The organism is Collinsella sp. AM43-1 (assembly GCF_003467925.1).
In the GTDB taxonomy this organism is placed as follows: Bacteria; Actinomycetota; Coriobacteriia; order Coriobacteriales; family Coriobacteriaceae; genus Collinsella.
Window position 1 is genome coordinate 41,557 of record NZ_QSFR01000001.1, and the last position, 16,178, is coordinate 57,734.

Annotated in this window: 14 protein-coding genes and 1 pseudogene; 3 read left to right on the forward strand and 12 right to left on the reverse strand. The window is 61.4% G+C overall.

Going from position 1 to position 16,178, the window contains the following annotated elements; translation table 11 throughout:
• Positions 1 to 4: 4 nt before the first annotated feature.
• The 3 genes from ygfK to DW925_RS00235 all read right to left on the reverse strand — a co-directional run bounded on the left by ygfK (position 5) and on the right by DW925_RS00235 (position 6,100).
• Positions 5 to 3,004 carry a putative selenate reductase subunit YgfK gene (gene ygfK, locus DW925_RS00225; RefSeq protein ID WP_117790108.1) on the reverse strand — a complete coding sequence of 1,000 codons (3,000 nt, stop codon included), beginning with the start codon at positions 3,002 to 3,004 and terminating at the stop codon, positions 5 to 7.
• A 150-nt stretch (positions 3,005 to 3,154) separates the two neighbouring features.
• Positions 3,155 to 4,510, reverse strand: coding sequence for a putative aminohydrolase SsnA (ssnA, locus tag DW925_RS00230; protein WP_117790109.1), 1,356 nt, complete (start codon positions 4,508 to 4,510; stop codon positions 3,155 to 3,157).
• Between the two features lie 195 nt (positions 4,511 to 4,705).
• Positions 4,706 to 6,100, reverse strand: a complete 1,395-nt coding sequence (locus DW925_RS00235; protein ID WP_055285183.1) for a uracil-xanthine permease family protein — start codon at positions 6,098 to 6,100, stop codon at positions 4,706 to 4,708.
• A gap of 352 nt (positions 6,101 to 6,452) precedes the next feature.
• Here DW925_RS00235 and DW925_RS00240 point away from each other — a divergent pair, with 352 nt between their 5' ends.
• Entirely contained in the window at positions 6,453 to 7,109 is a 657-nt protein-coding gene (locus DW925_RS00240; protein ID WP_233540197.1) for a transcriptional regulator, read from the forward strand.
• Between the two features lie 112 nt (positions 7,110 to 7,221).
• Here the strand turns inward: DW925_RS00240 and DW925_RS00245 are convergent, their stop codons facing one another.
• Entirely contained in the window at positions 7,222 to 7,599 is a 378-nt protein-coding gene (locus DW925_RS00245; protein WP_117583058.1) for a RidA family protein, read from the reverse strand.
• A 298-nt stretch (positions 7,600 to 7,897) separates the two neighbouring features.
• Here DW925_RS00245 and DW925_RS00250 point away from each other — a divergent pair, with 298 nt between their 5' ends.
• Positions 7,898 to 10,393: a U32 family peptidase gene (locus tag DW925_RS00250; RefSeq protein WP_117790110.1), complete on the forward strand. Its 2,496-nt coding sequence runs from the start codon at positions 7,898 to 7,900 to the stop codon at positions 10,391 to 10,393.
• Between the two features lie 15 nt (positions 10,394 to 10,408).
• On the forward strand, positions 10,409 to 11,068 hold the full coding sequence (locus DW925_RS00255; RefSeq protein WP_233509001.1) for an RluA family pseudouridine synthase: 660 nt from the start codon (positions 10,409 to 10,411) through the stop codon (positions 11,066 to 11,068).
• A gap of 431 nt (positions 11,069 to 11,499) precedes the next feature.
• Here the strand turns inward: DW925_RS00255 and DW925_RS00260 are convergent, their stop codons facing one another.
• The 8 genes and pseudogenes from DW925_RS00260 to rpsC form a co-directional block, all read right to left on the reverse strand.
• Positions 11,500 to 12,246, reverse strand: a complete 747-nt coding sequence (locus DW925_RS00260) for a DeoR/GlpR family DNA-binding transcription regulator (protein ID WP_117639605.1) — start codon at positions 12,244 to 12,246, stop codon at positions 11,500 to 11,502.
• Positions 12,247 to 12,249: 3 nt separating this feature from the next.
• Positions 12,250 to 13,329 carry a Gfo/Idh/MocA family protein gene (locus tag DW925_RS00265; protein ID WP_117790111.1) on the reverse strand — a complete coding sequence of 360 codons (1,080 nt, stop codon included), beginning with the start codon at positions 13,327 to 13,329 and terminating at the stop codon, positions 12,250 to 12,252.
• 334 nt (positions 13,330 to 13,663) lie between these two features.
• Positions 13,664 to 13,969: a 50S ribosomal protein L24 gene (gene rplX, locus DW925_RS00270; protein ID WP_006235043.1), complete on the reverse strand. Its 306-nt coding sequence runs from the start codon at positions 13,967 to 13,969 to the stop codon at positions 13,664 to 13,666.
• Positions 13,970 to 13,982: 13 nt separating this feature from the next.
• Positions 13,983 to 14,351, reverse strand: a complete 369-nt coding sequence (rplN, locus tag DW925_RS00275) for a 50S ribosomal protein L14 (protein ID WP_006235041.1) — start codon at positions 14,349 to 14,351, stop codon at positions 13,983 to 13,985.
• A 118-nt stretch (positions 14,352 to 14,469) separates the two neighbouring features.
• Positions 14,470 to 14,730 (reverse strand): 30S ribosomal protein S17, encoded by a 261-nt coding sequence (rpsQ, locus tag DW925_RS00280; RefSeq protein ID WP_006235040.1) that lies wholly within the window; start codon positions 14,728 to 14,730, stop codon positions 14,470 to 14,472.
• 16 nt (positions 14,731 to 14,746) lie between these two features.
• On the reverse strand, positions 14,747 to 14,962 hold the full coding sequence (rpmC, locus tag DW925_RS00285) for a 50S ribosomal protein L29 (protein ID WP_006235039.1): 216 nt from the start codon (positions 14,960 to 14,962) through the stop codon (positions 14,747 to 14,749).
• Between the two features lie 107 nt (positions 14,963 to 15,069).
• Positions 15,070 to 15,465: pseudogene (gene rplP, locus DW925_RS00290) on the reverse strand (50S ribosomal protein L16); the annotation flags it as partial.
• Positions 15,465 to 16,175, reverse strand: a complete 711-nt coding sequence (gene rpsC / locus DW925_RS00295; RefSeq protein ID WP_006235037.1) for a 30S ribosomal protein S3 — start codon at positions 16,173 to 16,175, stop codon at positions 15,465 to 15,467. The pseudogene rplP and the gene rpsC, both read right to left, overlap by 1 nt.
• Between the last annotated feature and the right edge of the window lie 3 nt (positions 16,176 to 16,178).

Genomic DNA, 16,178 nt, shown 5'->3' on the forward strand with positions numbered 1-16,178 from the left:
TCGCCTATTTCTTAAGAAGGTACGAATAGTTGTCGCGCACGGCCCTGATGGTCAGGCGGACGGCCTCGGGAAGACCGGTGTTGACGGCATCGACCGAGACGGTGCGGACCGTGCCGGCGACGCGGACCTTAAAGTGATCCTCGTCCACGGCCAGGAAGCCCTCGTTCTCGGAGTTCTCCATATCCTGCTCGCTCCAGAACAGGGTGAGCTTGTCCTTGTAGGGACGACCCTCCTGGTAGGGGCAGAACACGGCGCAGTTGCCGCACTCGTTGCACATACCATCGACATGTACCACCTGGTGCTTGGCCAGGCCCGGCACCTTAATTGCCACGTTGGCGCGGTTGGGGCACACGTCGCAGCAGACCTCGCACACCGAGCCGCAGCCCAGGCAGCGAGTCTTGGTGCAGTTGCGCTTGTCACGGCACAGCGACCCCTTGCGCTCGTAGCAGGTGTCCTCGCGACCGGCCTGAGCATTCCGGTCGGCGTACTTGTTAAAGTCCACGCCGGCGATGGCGCGGGCGACTTCGGCGGCGTCGGCAATAGCCTCGACCACGGTGGCCGGACCGCGACGGCAGTCACCTGCAGCCCAGACGCCCTCGACGCCGGTGGAGGTGGCGGCAAGGCGGCCGCGACGGTCGTGTTCGACGCCCGCGGCGTCGTACAGGCTGGCATCGATGCCCTCGCCCACGGCACAGATCACCGTGGTGGCGGGCAGCTCGACGGTCTCGCCCGTGGCGACGGGGCTGCGACGGCCGCTTGCATCCGGCTCGCCAAGTTCCATGACGTCGCAGGTCAGCACGGCGCCGTTGAGCGCCTTGGGCGCCAGCAGCTCGCAGAACTCAACGCCGTCGGCAACAGCAAGATCGAGCTCTTCCTCGTCGGCGGGCATCTGCTTCTTGGTGCGGCGATACACCAGGCGCACGTTCTTCACGCCAGCAAGGCGCTTGGCCACGCGGGCCGCGTCCATGGCGGTGTTGCCGGCGCCTATGACCACGACGTCCTCGCCCAGCTCGAGCTTCTCGCCCTTCTTGGCGGCCTCGAGGAACTCCAGCACGTCGAGCTCGGCACCCTCGCCCAGGCCCGCAGAGCCGGGCATCCAGGCACCGGTGGCCACGACCACGTCGGTAAAGCCCTGGGCCTTGAGCTCGTCAATGGACTCCACGCGAGCGTTGAGCTGAACCTTGGCGCCAAAGGCCAGGCAGAGCTCGGCGTCGTGGGAGATATCGTCGCTCGCGATACGGAACTCGGGGATCACGTGACGGACCACGCCGCCGAGAGAGTCGCGGGCCTCGAAGATAGTGACGGGCACGCCGGCGCGCGTCAGGAAGAACGCCGTCGCCAGACCGGCCGGGCCGCCGCCGATAACGGCAACGTTGCGCTCGGCGTCGTTGGCAATGGCCTGGGCGCGCAGCTTGGGCAGCACGGCGGTCATGGCCTCGCGGGCGGCCTTGAGCTTGCTGGCGCGAATCTGGGCGCCCTCGGGCTCGTAGAATGCACGCTCGCAGGCACGGCCGCAGGGATGCGGGCAGATGGTACCGGTAATGAACGGCAGGGCGTTGCGCTCGATGATGATGTTGAGCGCGTCCTCGTAGCGGCCCTCGTCAACAGCCGCCAGATAGGCAGGGATATCCTGCTGGATGGGGCAGCTCGTACGGCAAGGCGTGGTAAAGCAGTCGGAAAGCAGGCTCTTACCGGCGACCTTGCGGTCGGGCAGCGGGCGCAGCGGCTTCTTGTAGAGCGGGTTGGTGAGCGAGTCGGTCTGGATCGCAGTCACGGCCTCGAGAGAGACGCCCGCGAACGGCTTGCCATCCAGGTCGGTAAACTCGCCGGCCATCTGGCTAAAGCGCTCGTATCCACCGGGCTTGAGCACGTCGGTCGCCAGGGTAACGGGCCAAATACCGGCATCATACAGGGCGCGGATGTTGTAGACCGTGGCACCACCGGAGTAGCTGATGCGCAGCTTGCCGTCAAACTGCTCGGTAATGCGGCGGGCAGCCTCGATGGTCAGCGAGAACAACGAACGGCCGGACATATACATCTCGGTGGAAGGCAGCTCGTTCCTCGTCACGTCGACGGGGAAGGTGTTGGTGAGCTTGACGCCAAACTCCAGGCCGCGCTCGGCGCACAGGGCAATCAGGCGCTCGAACATGGGCACGGCGTCGACCCACTGCAGGTCCTCGCGGAAGTGTGTGTCATCGAAGACGATATAGTCAAAGCCCAGCTCGTTGAGGCGCTGACGTGCAAACTCATAGCCCAGCAGCGTGGGGTTGCACTTGATGTAGGTGTTGAGGCCCTTCTCGGTGATGAGGTAGGTCGCGATGCGCTCGATCTCCGCCGGCGGGCAGCCGTGCAGGGTAGACTCGGTAATGGAGTTGGAGACGCGTGCCGGGATGGACTCGACAAACGCGGCGTCGACATGCTCAAACTTGTCCAGGTTGGCGAGCGCCCAGGCACGGCACTCGTTCCAGACGTCGGAGCCGCTGGCATCCTTCATGCCCTCGATGTAGGCGTCGACCTTGGGGCTCTTAATGCCCTCCAGGTCATAACCCACCGACATGTTGAAGACAAAGCCGTCCGGGCTGCCCAGACCGTACTCGCGAGCGATCAGGTGGCAGGCAAACCATGCCTTCACGTACTCGGCAAAGGCCTGCGGAACCTCGAGCTCGGTCGACCATTCGCAGTTGTAGCACTCGTCCTGAGCCACGATGCAGGGCTTGTTGACGCACTTGGAGAGCTCCTCGCCGTCCATAACCTGGACGGTCTTGAGCTCAAAGAAGCGAGAACCGGCCACATAAGAGGCCACGATGTTCTGGGCCAGCTGCGTATTGGGACCGGCGGCCGGGCCAAACGGAGTCTCGATGCGCTCGTCAAAAATGGGAAGCGCACCCTCCTGGTTGGTCGTGACCATCTTACGCACGCCAAAGATGGCGTCCTGGGTCTTGTGCTCCTCGATGATCCAGTTCATCAGCTGCGAAAACGGGATCGGCCTCATGATGTCGCTCATAGTGAGCTCCTCTCTGTAACGCCCGGCGAGACCGCGCGACGGGCGCAAATACGGTGTAGCGCTAGCACAGCGCCGGCGACCCCGCGGAGGCCGCCTATGCGCGCGTCGGATGCGGCGAAACATCCGACGCGCGCGAATCTCCAATTGGAATTAGTACACGCGATCGTTGAGCGTGCTCCAGAGCTTCTTGGACTCGGCCATGGTCCACGCGTTGATCTTGTCCTCATCAATCCCAACGAACTCACGATCCTTGTACAGGACGCGGCCGTTGATGATGGTGGTGCGGCAGTTTTTGCCCATCATGCCAAAGAGCATGTGGCCGTCGATATTCTCCTCGCTCAGCGGCGTAAAGGGCTTGTAGTCCATGACGATGACATCGGCGGCAGCGCCGGCCTCGAGCACGCCGAGCTTGCGATCGAAGTACTTGCTCGCCATCTTGGCGTTGTTCTCGAACAGCATGGTCATGGCCTCGCACCAGCCCACGTTGGGCATGGCGGCGTTGTGGCGCTGAATGATCAGGAAGACCTTAAGGCTCTCGAGCATATCGTGGGTGTAGGCGTCGGTGCCCATGCACACGGGGATACCGCGGCGGAAGAACTCGGGCACGGGGGCGCAGCCCACGGCGTTGCCCATATTGGATTCGGGGTTGTTGACGAGCCAGGTACCGGACTCCTTGACGATATCCATCTCGGCAGGCGTCACGTGGATGCAGTGGCCGAGCATGGTGTCGGGACCCAGCAGATTGTGCTGCAGCAGGCGCTCGACGGGGCTGATGCCACCGCGGTTGAGGCGGGAGTCCCACACGTCATTCATGCCCTCGCACACATGGATGTGGAAGCCGGTCAGGCCGTTGTTGGCCTCGGCCATCTTATCCATGGTCTCGTCCGACAGCGTAAAGGTGGCATGTCCGCCAAACATGGCGGCGATCATGTGGTTGTCGTTATCGCGACGCTCCTTGGCGGCCCACTGGGCAAACTCGGCGTTCTCGGCAATGGCCTGGTCGCATTTTTCCTGGCCGCGGCGGTCGGAGACCTCGTAGCACAGGCACGAACGCATGCCCAGCTCCTGAGCTGCATCCTTAATGGTAAAGAGGCTTCCCGGGATTTCGCAGAAGCTCGCATGGTGATCGAAGATCGTGGTGACGCCATCGCGGATGGAGTCAAGAATCGTGGCATAGGCGCTGGCCTTGGTGCCGTCGAGCGTCAGGTTGTCGTCGATCTTCCACCACTGCTGCTCAAGATTCTCCAGGAAGTTGGTGGGGTTGCAGCCCTTAATGGCAAGGCCGCGGGCCAGACCCGAGTAGATGTGGGTGTGGCAATTGATGAGTCCGGGCATGATGAGGTTGCCCTGGGCGTCGACGTACTCGGCATCCGGGTACTTGGCCTTGAGCTCGCACTCGGGGCCCACTTCGACGATCGTATCTCCGTCAATGGCGACCGCACCGTTGGGAATGAACGGGGTCTGAGCGTTGCGAGTAAAGACGGAACCGTTAGCGACCAGAAGCATGAATGCTCCCTTCAACATCAGGGGCGGGGTTTGACACCTCTGACATGGCGGAGTGCGAAGCGCCGGCCTACACCGGAAACGGGCCCTCTCCCGTCAACGCTTCACCAAAGGGACAAACCCTTTGAAGTGCGGCTTGGCGCCGCATGGCGTCGGCGGACGAGGCGATGCGCCCGCCGACGAATAGCACCGAATTGGTTACTTCTTGCTCTCGGGCAAGACCAGATCCACGGCAGCGTCCTTGGCAGCATCGATGTGCTGAGCCACGACCGGCGTCTGCGGAAGGATCAGGTTAAGGACAATGGCCATGATGGCGGTGGGGGTTACGGCATTGGAGCCGATGACGGTGGACACCCAGGCGGGCATACCCTCGCCGGCAAGGCAACCGCTGGCCATCCAGATACCCAGGCCAAAGACGACGGAGGTGCCGACGATGGTGGTAGTGCGCTGCGTGAGGCCCTCGCGGGTGAACATGCGCACGCCGTTCATGGTGATGGTGCCAAAGACGCCGACGGTCGCGCCGCCGATAACGGGCTGCGGGATAGCGGAAAGGACGGCAGAGAGCTGCGGGAACAGACCGGCGATGGCAAAGACGGCCGCGATGATCACAAAGACCCACTTGTTGACGACCTTGTTGGAGCAGATGATGCCCACGTTCTGGCCAAGGGCGCTGGTGGGAAGACCGCCCAGCAGGCCGCCGACCATAGAGGTGAGGCCCTGGGACACGATAGCGCCGGAGAGCTCGCGCTCGGTGGGCATACGGTCGATGGAGCCCAGGCAGGCGGCGGAGACGTCACCGATAACCTGGATGGCAACCATGGGGAACACGACAGCGAGGGTAATGCAGACTTCGGGATCAAACTCGAGCGCGTAGGGCATGAGCTTGGGAAGGGCGAAGACCTGAGCGGTGGCGACGCTGGAGAAGTCGATCATGCCAAAGGGGATCGAAACGATCATGCCAACGATCATGCCAAAGAACACGGATCCCAGCTTGAGCGTGCCCTTGCCAAAGTTGGCGAGCGCAAAGACCACGGCGAAGGTGATAAGAGCGACGCACCAGGCCTGCGGAGTGCCCCACAGCGGCGTACCCATACCGCCGGCCATATACTTGACGGCCGTGGGATACAGCGAAACGCCGATGGAGAAGATGACCGTACCGGTCACGACGGGCGGGAACAGCCACTTGATCTTGCTGTAGGCCAGACCAAAGAGGACCGCGACGGCGCCGCCGACGATCTCGCCGCCCAGCAGCGCACCAAAGCTAAAGCCCGAGGCACCCATGGCCTGCAGAGCCGGCAGGAACGCGAACGAAACGCCCATGACGATGGGCAGGCCGCCGCCGATGCGACGGAAGGGAGCGAAGGCCTGAAGGGCCGTATCGATCGCCGAAAGAATGAGCGCGACCTGGATGATGTCGGTGCTCTGCTGGCTATTAAAGCCGTAGACGCCGGCCATGATGACCGCCGGGGTAATGATGCCGGCAAACGATGCCAGTACGTGCTGAAGGGCACACGGGATCATTTCCTTAACGGGAGGCATGCCTTCGCGAGTGAACAGGGCTTCAGTGCCGTTCGTAACCGTCTCCTGGGTCATTTGACCACCAATCCTCGAAGTAGTTGTTTTCGCATCTAACGCTCTATTGTGACGCAGTGCGGGGTTGAGGTTGTGCCTTCGTTGCATATCGTATTAAAGATGATTCTCATTCTCAATAATAATTTTTTGTTATCAGACTATTCTTAAGCTGAGACAATGCATTTCCGCAGGTCAGGAAAGTGTCCGGTCAAAATAACATCTAACTTTTCTTTTGGTCAACCGTTTACCGCCAAAATCCTACCGCTCGTCTGTATTACGCAATGTACCTGCGAATATGCGAGTCAATAGACACCGTGTTACCATGAGAAAAAATTGTTATGAACATTTCCGATTTCACCCAAAGGAGTTGCCCGTGAACGAGACCGTACGCCGCTTTTTGCCGATGGTCGATTTCCTGGAGCAGATACTCGGTAAGAACAGCGAGATCGTGCTGCACGATTTCTCGGATCCCGACCACGCCATCGTCGATATTCGCAACGGCATTGTGAGCGGCCGTAAGGTCGGCGGTCCCGCCACCGATCTGGCGCTCAAGATCATGCACGACCCCAAGTATCGCGACCTGCCGTTTATTACGGGCTACGAGGGCCGCGGCGCCGGAGGCAAGACGCTGGAGTCCGCGACGTTCTTTATCCGCGAGGATGACGAGATCGTCGGTATGCTCTGCGTCAACACCGACCTCTCGACCGTACGCTCCATAAACGCCATGGCGCAGCAGCTCATGGCGTGCTTCGACGCAGCGCCGACGCGCACGGAGCCCGCCCCTATCGAGGTCGAAAGCCTTTCGGAGTCCACCCAGGAGCTCATCGACCGCAGCATTGCCGAGTTGCTGAGCGCGCGCGGGCTGGATGTAGCGTCGCTTGGTCAGAACGACCGCGTGGACGTCATTCGCCACCTCAACGGCAACGGGGTGTTCATGCTCAAGGGCGCCGTGGCCTGCGCTGCCACCGCGTTGGGCATCTCGGAGCCCAGCGTGTACCGCTACCTGCAAAAAGTCCGCAAGGAGGGCTAACGAGCAAAATGGAGCGCGGCTCCACAAGCGATTCGTCACCTGACAAAAGACCCTGCAGCTCGCACGCGCTGCAGGGTCTTTTTGCATGTCATGTTTAGTTGTGGTCAACGCCTTAGAGAGCGGCGACGACCTCGATCTCGACCAGACCGCCAGCCGGAAGAGAGGCAACCTGGAAAGCGCTGCGCGCGGGGAACGGGGCCTCGAACTTGGAGGCGTAGATCTCGTTCACGGCGGCGAAGTCGGCAATGTCAGCCAGGTAGACTGTGGTCTTGACGACATCGGCAAAGGTGGCGCCGGCAGCGGTCAGCAGGGCCTCGACGTTAGCAAGGGACTGCTTGGCCTGGGCCTCGACGCCCTCGGGCATCTTGCCAGTTGCGGGATCGATGCCCAGCTGGCCGGACAGGAACACCATGTTGCCGGTCTGGATACCAGGGGAATACGGGCCGATGGCTGCGGGTGCGTTATCGGAAGACACGACGGTCTTGCTCATGTTTTTCTCCTTACAAGTAAAAGGGAACGGGAGCGCGGCGTTCACACCGGGAGGCACAGTTCGGTCTGAACACCGCGCTTGATTGGGATAGTACTCAAGGTGTCCGCGCGATGCAAGATTATTATCACGTTGCGAGAATATTTTATCGCCCAACGGTTTCCCCGGACCGCTGAACGGTTCTCATGTGAAGCAGCCAGTCCAAGCTGCTGAAGACTTTATCCCGCTTAGAGCACGGGCATCGCCTGCCGCGACGGCACCACTATACTTTTGATTATCTGAGCATTTTGAAAGGCAGGATATGACCGCAACCGCCAGTCGAACCACCAACCGCAGACCCGAGCTTTTGGCGCCCGCCGGAGGGCCCGAGCCCTTTGCCGCCGCACTCGCCGCCGGGGCAGACGCCATCTACTGCGGCATGGGCAGCTTCAACGCCCGCCGCAAGGCCACCAACTTTACCGACGAGGCCTTTGAGCAGGCCTGCCGCGCCGCGCATCTGGCCGGCTCGCGCGTCTACGTCACGGTCAACATCGTCATCAAGCAGTCCGAGATGAGCGATGCGCTGCAGCTCATCCATCGCTGCTCCACGCTGGGCGCCGACGCCTTCATCATCCAGGACTGGGGCCTGTTCTTTGAGGTCAAACGCACGATGCCCAGCATCGAGACGCATATCTCGACCCAGACGAACATCCACGACGACCGCGGAACCCTTTGGTGCCGCGAGCAGGGCGCCGACCGCGTGACCCTCTCGCGCGAGCTTTCCATCGACGAGATTGCCGCCATTCACGATGCCGCGCCCGATGTGGACCTTGAGGTCTTTAGCCATGGCGCCATCTGCTTTTGCTATTCGGGCCTGTGTCTGCTTTCGAGCTTTGCCATGGCGGGCCGCTCGGCCAACCGCGGCATGTGCGCCCAGCCCTGCCGCCTGCCCTACGAGCTAATCGACGAGAACGGCCGCACGCTCTCCCCCGCCGGTCGCGAGCGCGCGCTGTGCCCGCGCGACACCAACACTTCGCAGCTTGTTCGCCGTCTGTATGACGCCGGCGCCGCATCGCTCAAGCTCGAGGGCCGCATGAAGGCGCCCGATTACGTGTATTCCATCGTCGACGTGTATCGTCATCAGATTGATGACATGCTGGCCGGAACCACCGTTGCCAAGGACGAGAAAGCCGCCCGCCAGCGCCAGCTCAAGCGCTGCTTTAACCGCGACTTTACGCACGCCTATCAGGACGGCACCTCGGGCGACGAGATGATGAGCTATGAGCGTTCCAACAACCGCGGCCAGATCGTGGGCACGGTGCTGGGCAGCCGCCCGGCCAACCGAGATGTGCGCGGCCTCAAGCCCGACGACCGCCGTCGCCGCGCCGCCATCGCCCGCATTGAGCTGTTTGAGCCCGTGGAAAAGGGCGACCTGCTGGAGCTTCGCCACGATGATGAGTTCGATCAGTTCCTAACCACTATCGCTGCCGATGATGCCGCCGTCGGTGACATCATCGAGTGCCGCGTGCCCCGCAGCATGCCCGAGGGCTGCCGCGTGCGCGTCATCCGCAGCCAGCGCGCCATCGACGCCGCCGGCGCCGCGCTCAAGCGCGACGTGCTTCGCCGCCGCGCCGTTGATGTAACCGTTGTGGCGCATCTGGGCGAACCGTTTACCGTGACGCTCACCTGCTGCGACGCCCCATCGCTTACGGCCACGGCCACGGGCTTTACCGTCGAGGCCGCCAAGACCCGCGCGGTCGAGGCGTCCGATTTGGTAGAGCACGTCGGCCGCATGGGCTCCTCGCCCTTTGAGGCAGCGAGCTTTGACGTTTCGCTCGACGCCGGCTGCGGTATGGGCTTCTCCGCCGTGCACAAGGTGCGCGCCGCCGCCTGCAAGGCATTGGAGGAGGCCATTCTGGCGCCGTACGAGGAGCGCGCGAAAACGCTCGAGTTGCCGGTGATTGTAACCAGTGGTTCCCGCCCCGCGCCCGCGCACTACCGCGACGAGCCGCAGATCTGCGCCACCGTCACCACGCTCGAGGCTGCCGAGGCAGCCCGCGCGGAGGGCGCAACGCGCATCTACATGACCACCAACGCGCTCGATGCGGCCAAGCTCTCCCCCGCCGATACGTTTGAGCAGGGCATCGTACCCGTGCTCGATGAGGTCTGCCGCGCCGTTGACCACGTCCGCGTTGACCCGTGGGTTGTTGCCGGTGCCACGGTCGCTATTGGCAACATCTCTGAGCTTGCCCTGGCCGCCCAGGTTGGCGCCACGGCCGAGATTCGCTCTTGCCTGCCGGTTCATAACACGCCCTGCATGGAAGCGCTTGCCGAGCGCGGAGCCGGTGCGTTTTGGCTCTCGCCCGAGATCACGCTCGACGAGATTGTCTCGCTCGGCGCCGCCGCGCCCGCGGCGCTGGGCATCACCGTCTTTGGCCGCCCGCGCGTCATGACAAGCGAGCATTGCATTCTGCAGGTTGCCAACGGCTGCATCCACGATTGCGCCAACTGCCGCCTGCGTGCCCGCAAGCTCTCGCTCAAGAATATCGACGGCAAGGTCATGCCCGTGCGCACCGACATCCATGGCCGCTCTCGCTTGTACGACGCCTACCCCATCGACCTTACGCCGCAGGTACCACAGCTGCTCGACGCCGGCGTGCGCCGTCTTATGGTGGACGGCACGCTGCTCGAGACGGATGAGGTGGGCCGCGCCGTCGCACGCGTCCGTCGCGCTGTCGAGGCGGCTCAAGCCGGCCGCAAGCCGGCCGCCCGCCTGCGCGGCGCCACCTCGGGCTGCATGTTTGTGGGAATTAGCTAACCGAAAGGCTTACACGTGAACGAAGAACCTCAAGTCCTCTATTGCGACGCCTGGCTCATGGTCATCGACAAGCCCGCCGGCATGATCGTCCACGGCGACGGCACCGGCGAGCGCACGCTCACCGACTACGCCAGCGACCTGCTGCTGGCGATGGGCGACGGCTTTGCCGCGACCGATATGCAGCCGCTCAACCGCTTGGACCGTGACACCACCGGCGTGGTGCTGTTCTCACTCGACAAGCAGACGCAGCCCGCCTTTGACCAGATGATCATCGACCACGCGTTCGAAAAGCACTACCTGGCGCTCGCCGAGGGCAAGATCGACTGGAACGAAAAGCTCATCGACAAGCCCATCGCCCGCGACCGTCACGACAGCCGCAAGATGCGCGTCGGCGCCAGCGGCAAGCCGTCTCAAACGCGCGTGAAGGTGCTCAAACGTCTTAAGAGCCGTCGTGGCCTGCCCACGCGCTCGTATATCGATGTCGAGTTGCTCACCGGCCGCAAGCACCAGATCCGCGTACATCTGGCCAGCGAGCGCCATCCCCTGGTGGGCGATGACCTGTACGGAACGCCGCGTCCCTACGGCCTGATGCTCCATGCCCACAGCGTGTCCTTTACGCATCCCGTAACCGGCGAGCACATCCACATCGAAGCCCCCTGCCCCTGGGAGCCCTAAACCACCACAAAGGGGACAGGCACCTTTGTGGTGGTTTTGTGCCGCGATGGCTCTGCCGGATTCCCAAACATCTCGATCTGTAACAGCTAAAGCCCATTTTGCGGTCCATCTGTTACAGATCGAGACATTCGAATCCCCTCAAGGGAATAATCTCAATCTGTAACAGTAACTCGGCAAAATCAGTCCCAGATGTTACAGATTGAGACAAAGGGACGGCGCGGTTCGTAAGTATCTCGATCTGTAACACCTAGCCCACTTTTTACGGTCCAGTTGTTACAGACTTAGACAAACCGGCAGACAACGAAAGCGGCGACGCCCGTGATGGACGTTGCCGCTTTTCTATTGAGAAAACTACTCGGTTTTCGTTACTAACCACCACAATGGGGACAGGCACCTTTGTGGTGGTTTTGGCCTTAGCCCGTCCCCTGCTGTTAGACCGTGATGACGTTGTCCATTGCCCGGTACTTGGCGGGGACCTCGCCTGCGGTAATAATCGTTGCGTCGCGGAAGTCCGCAAACTTGACGGGCGCCACCATGCCAAATTTGCTGGCGTCCGAGATTACGAAGCGTTTGGCCGTATGACGCATCGAGATGCGCTTTACTTGGGCCTCCTCGATATCGGGCGCCGTGAAGCCCTGCTCGGCGGCGATGCCATTAGAGCCCCAAAAGCCACAGTTGAAGTTGTAGCGATCTAAGGTTGCCAAGGCATCGGGGCCAACGAGCGCCTCGGTCTCGGGTTTGAGCTCGCCGCCCAGCACCACGGTACGCATGCCGCGCAAAGCGAGATGCTGAGCATGGAGCACGGAATCAGTCACATAGGTGACCCCTTCGAGATGCGGAAGATGCTCGATGAGCCTGAGCGTCGTCGAACCCGAATCGATGTACACAAAGCTCTCGGGCTCTACCAGCGCCGCCGCACGGGCGCAGATACGTTCCTTGTCGTCGTTATGGAGATCGCTGCGCTCATTAAGCGTTAGGTCGCGCGTCACGTGCGCGCGCTCAAGGCTTGTCGCGCCGCCGTGCACCTTGGCGATGCGGTGCGCTCGGTCAAGTGTCTGCAGGTCGCGTCGAATGGTAGAAGCCGTCACACCCAGGGCATCGGCAAGCTCTGGCACCGTTACTGAGCCAGCCTGTTGCACCATCGAGACGATCGCATTGAGTCTATCTTCCGCGAGCATCGCTTACTCCTCCTCGGGGTAGACGACTCCCCAATCGGCACGGAGCTTGGTCATCAGCTCCATAACATCAGAAGCATAATCCAGAAGCTCACGCTTGGAATCATCGCCGGCGACGGCCTTCTCGAGGTCAGCCATCTCGTAGCATAGGGCGTAAGCCTCGGTGCCCGCGGCGACCTCCTCGCGATGACCGTCCGCAGTCCACACGATCGTCGCATGATCGGCACGCGGATATTCGTTGACCTCGATATAGCACTTATCGAAGCTAATAATCGAGCGCTTGGGCTGCTTGGAGTGGAGCGTAAGACTCACGACGCCCAGCTGCTGCTCGGCGTTTCGGCAGACAATGCCGCCCGCGACATCGACACCAGTCTCGCAGGTGTTGCCGAGCGAAACAACTTCGGTTGGCTGGCTGGCCATAAACAGGCGCATGACCGAAAGGGCATACACGCCAATATCGAGCATGGCACCGCCGGCAAGGTTGCGATTGTAGAAACGGTTGGTCAGGTCGCCGTACTCCTTGTAGCTACCAAAGTTGAGCTGAGCGAGGTTCATGCGGCCGAACTCGCCGGCATCCATGCGACGACGCAGCTCCTGATACAAGGGCATATGAAGCACCGTGGTAGCGTCCATAAGGACAACGTTGTGCTCGGCGGCAATGGCACGGGCCTCATCGAGTTCAGCGGAATTGAGGGTAATGGCCTTCTCGCAGAGCACGTGCTTGCCGGCTACCAGGGCAGCGCGCAGATAGGTGATATGAGTGTTGTGCGGGGTAGTGATGTAGACGGCGTCGATGCCAGGATCGGCGTAGAGGTCCTCAACCGTGTCGTAGACCTTCTCGATGCCATACTGCTCGGCAAAAGCCTGAGCCTTGGACAGCGTACGGTTGGCGACGCCCGCAAGCTTGCGACCGGCAAGAGCAAGGGACTGAGCCATCTGGTTGGCGATAACGCCGCAACCGATGACGGCCCAATGGAGCTCGGGAGCCGCAAAAATATCGTCGGGGAACGGCTTGTCCTGGACCGAAGCGAACGCTGCTTTGGCGGCTGCCGCGGCGTCGAGCGGAGCCTGCTTGGAATCTGCCATTATGTGCCTCCTGTGTCATAGAACGCCTTGCTTTCTGACAGCTCTATATTCGCACAAACACGCGCTTCTGTGCGCGTTTTTGCGTATCTCACCGCTAAACGATCATTGTTGTCACAAAACGGCGCATCTATACGCATGGGTGTGCAATTAACGCAATCTAACGCGCATAAACGCGCACACAAGCAATTTGTACAGCGCACCCGCTCATCTATGCTTGCCCATTAAGGGCACTCATTTAAGTCTGTCCCCAATGAGTGCAATGAGTAGGGATAGAAAAAGGCCCGGGTGCCGTGGCATCCGGGCCTTTGCTAGCAACTTAACTGTTGCTGGCAGCTTAGAACTTGTGGCCGCACTTCTTGCAGACGCGCAGCTTGTTCTTGCCGTCCTTCTCGTGACCGACGCGGGTAACCTTACCGCACTCGGGGCAGACGAGATTGACGTTGGAGGCGTCGATGGGAGCCTCCTGCGAAACGATGCCGCCCTGCTGGTTGGCAGCGTTGGGCTTGACGGCCTTCTTGACGACCGAAACGCCCTCGACAACGACCTTGTTCTCGGCGGGGAGAGCACGCAGGACAACGCCCTGCTTGCCGCGATCCTTACCAGAGAGAACCTGGACCTTATCGCCCTTCTTGATATACATATATCTCCCCTAACTACAGGGTCTCGGGAGCGAGCGAGACGATCTTCATGTACTTCTTGTCACGAAGCTCGCGAGCGACGGGCCCGAAGATACGGGTGCCGACGGGCGAACCATCGTTGTTGATGACAACGCAGGCGTTCTCATCAAAGCGAATGTAGGAGCCATCCTTGCGGCGGATCTCCTTAACGGTGCGAACGACGACGCAACGGACAACGTCCTTCTTCTTGACGTTGGCGCCAGGGGTAGCCTCCTGGACAGCACCGATGAACACATCGCCGATGCCTGCATAACGACGCTTGGAACCGCCAAGCACCTTGATGCAGCGAATCTTGCGAGCGCCGGAGTTGTCGGCGACGTTCAGCATGGTTTGCATCTGAATCATGGTAGATGTTCCTCCGAACTAAGAACCGAAGAGAGGTGCGCAGCCTTTATACGGCCCGTGGTATGCAAGCCAGGCATACGCACATCTTCGGAAACGTACAAGTCGTAAGAGCGACTGCTTATTTAGCGCGCTCGACGACCTCGATGAGGCGCCAACGCTTCATCTTGGACATAGGACGGGTCTCCATAACGCGGACGGTATCGCCCACGCCAGCCGTGCACTCCTCGTCGTGAGCGTGCAGCTTCTTGGAGCTGGTCATCATCTTGCCGTACTTGGGGTGACGCTTGCGCTCGGTGATGGTGACAACAATGGTCTTGGCACCGGAGACGGAGGTAACGACACCCGTACGGACCTTACGCGAGTTACGCGAATCAGTCATGTTCTCTCCTTAGGTCCTACTCGGCGACAGCGGACTTCTCCGCTGCGATCTCGCGGGCGCGCTGCTCCGTGAGGACGCGAGCGATGTCCTTCTTCACGGTGTTGACGCGAGCGGTGTTGTCCAGCTGGCTGGTGGCCATCTGGAAACGAAGGTTAAAGAGCTCGGCGCGCATTTCCTTCAGCTTCTCAACGAGCTGAGCGTCCGAGAGCTCACGAATCTCTGCGGGCTTCATTAGTTCTCCTCCTTGGCGGCGGCGGCGTCCTCAGCAGCCCACTTGGCCTCGAGAGCGGCCTCCTCAGCCATCTCCTTCTCGATGCGCTGCTCAGCGTTCTTGGCAGCAACAATCTTGGTCTTGATGGGAAGCTTGTGCTGTGCAAGACGCAGAGCCTCGCGAGCGACCTCCTCGGGCACGCCCTTGACCTCGAACATGATGCGGCCGGGCTTGACGACGGCCACCCACTCCTCGGGGTTACCCTTACCAGAACCCATGCGAGTCTCGGCAGGCTTCTTGGTGATGGGCTTATCGGGGAAGATCGTGATGTAGACACGACCGCCACGCTTCATGTAGCGGGTCATGGCAATACGAGCGGCCTCGATCTGACGGTTGGTGATCCAATGGGCCTCGAGAGCCTGGATACCAAACTCGCCGAAATGCAGCTCGGTATTACCCTTGGCCTGGCCCTTCATGGAGCCACGCTGCACCTTGCGGTGAAGAATACGCTTAGGGGCAAGCACTACTGACCCCTCCTCTCGGAGTTACGACGACGAGGACGGGAAGAGCCCTCGAGTGCAGGGTTGGGAACAGGCTGGCCCGGGAGCTTCTCGCCCAGGTAGATCCAGACCTTCACGCCGCAAGCACCCATGGTGGTGCTGGCGACAGCCGTGCCGTAGTCGATCTTGGCACGGAGGGTGTGCAGAGGCACGCGACCCTCGCGGTACCACTCACGACGACCCATCTCGGCGCCGCCGAGACGACCGGAGCACTGGATACGGATGCCCTTAGCGCCGGCCTTGCGGGCAGACTGGACAGCCTTGCGCATAGCGCGACGGAAGGCAACGCGGCCCTCGAGCTGCTCGGCGATAGACTGAGCAACGAGGTTGGCGTCGAGCTCGGGGCGCTTAATCTCGACAACGTCGACGGAGAGCTGGCCCTTGGAGACGCCAGCGACCTTCTCGAGCTCAGTGCGGAGGGTATCGATCTCGGCACCCTTCTTACCGATGACAACGCCGGGGCGAGCGGTGAGGATGATGACCTTCACCTTGTCGCCAGCGCGCTCGATCTCGACGCGGGAGACAGCTGCGCGGGAAAGACGCTTCTCGAGGTACTTGCGGATCTCGAGATCGTTACCGAGGGTCTTAGCGTAATCCTTCTCTGCGAACCAGCGGGAGCGCCAGTTCTCGGTGATGCCAAGACGGAAGCCGGTGGGGTAGACTTTCTGACCCATACA

Coding starts and splice junctions, on each gene's coding strand:
- ygfK (WP_117790108.1), bottom strand. CDS start 3,004: ATGAGCGACATCATGAGGCCGATCCCGTTTTCGCAGCTGATGAACTGG.
- ssnA (WP_117790109.1), bottom strand. CDS start 4,510: ATGCTTCTGGTCGCTAACGGTTCCGTCTTTACTCGCAACGCTCAGACC.
- DW925_RS00235 (WP_055285183.1), bottom strand. CDS start 6,100: ATGACCCAGGAGACGGTTACGAACGGCACTGAAGCCCTGTTCACTCGC.
- DW925_RS00245 (WP_117583058.1), bottom strand. CDS start 7,599: ATGAGCAAGACCGTCGTGTCTTCCGATAACGCACCCGCAGCCATCGGC.
- DW925_RS00250 (WP_117790110.1), top strand. CDS start 7,898: ATGACCGCAACCGCCAGTCGAACCACCAACCGCAGACCCGAGCTTTTG.
- DW925_RS00260 (WP_117639605.1), bottom strand. CDS start 12,246: ATGCTCGCGGAAGATAGACTCAATGCGATCGTCTCGATGGTGCAACAG.
- DW925_RS00265 (WP_117790111.1), bottom strand. CDS start 13,329: ATGGCAGATTCCAAGCAGGCTCCGCTCGACGCCGCGGCAGCCGCCAAA.
- rplX (WP_006235043.1), bottom strand. CDS start 13,969: ATGTATATCAAGAAGGGCGATAAGGTCCAGGTTCTCTCTGGTAAGGAT.
- rplN (WP_006235041.1), bottom strand. CDS start 14,351: ATGATTCAGATGCAAACCATGCTGAACGTCGCCGACAACTCCGGCGCT.
- rpsQ (WP_006235040.1), bottom strand. CDS start 14,730: ATGACTGATTCGCGTAACTCGCGTAAGGTCCGTACGGGTGTCGTTACC.
- rpmC (WP_006235039.1), bottom strand. CDS start 14,962: ATGAAGCCCGCAGAGATTCGTGAGCTCTCGGACGCTCAGCTCGTTGAG.
- rpsC (WP_006235037.1), bottom strand. CDS start 16,175: ATGGGTCAGAAAGTCTACCCCACCGGCTTCCGTCTTGGCATCACCGAG.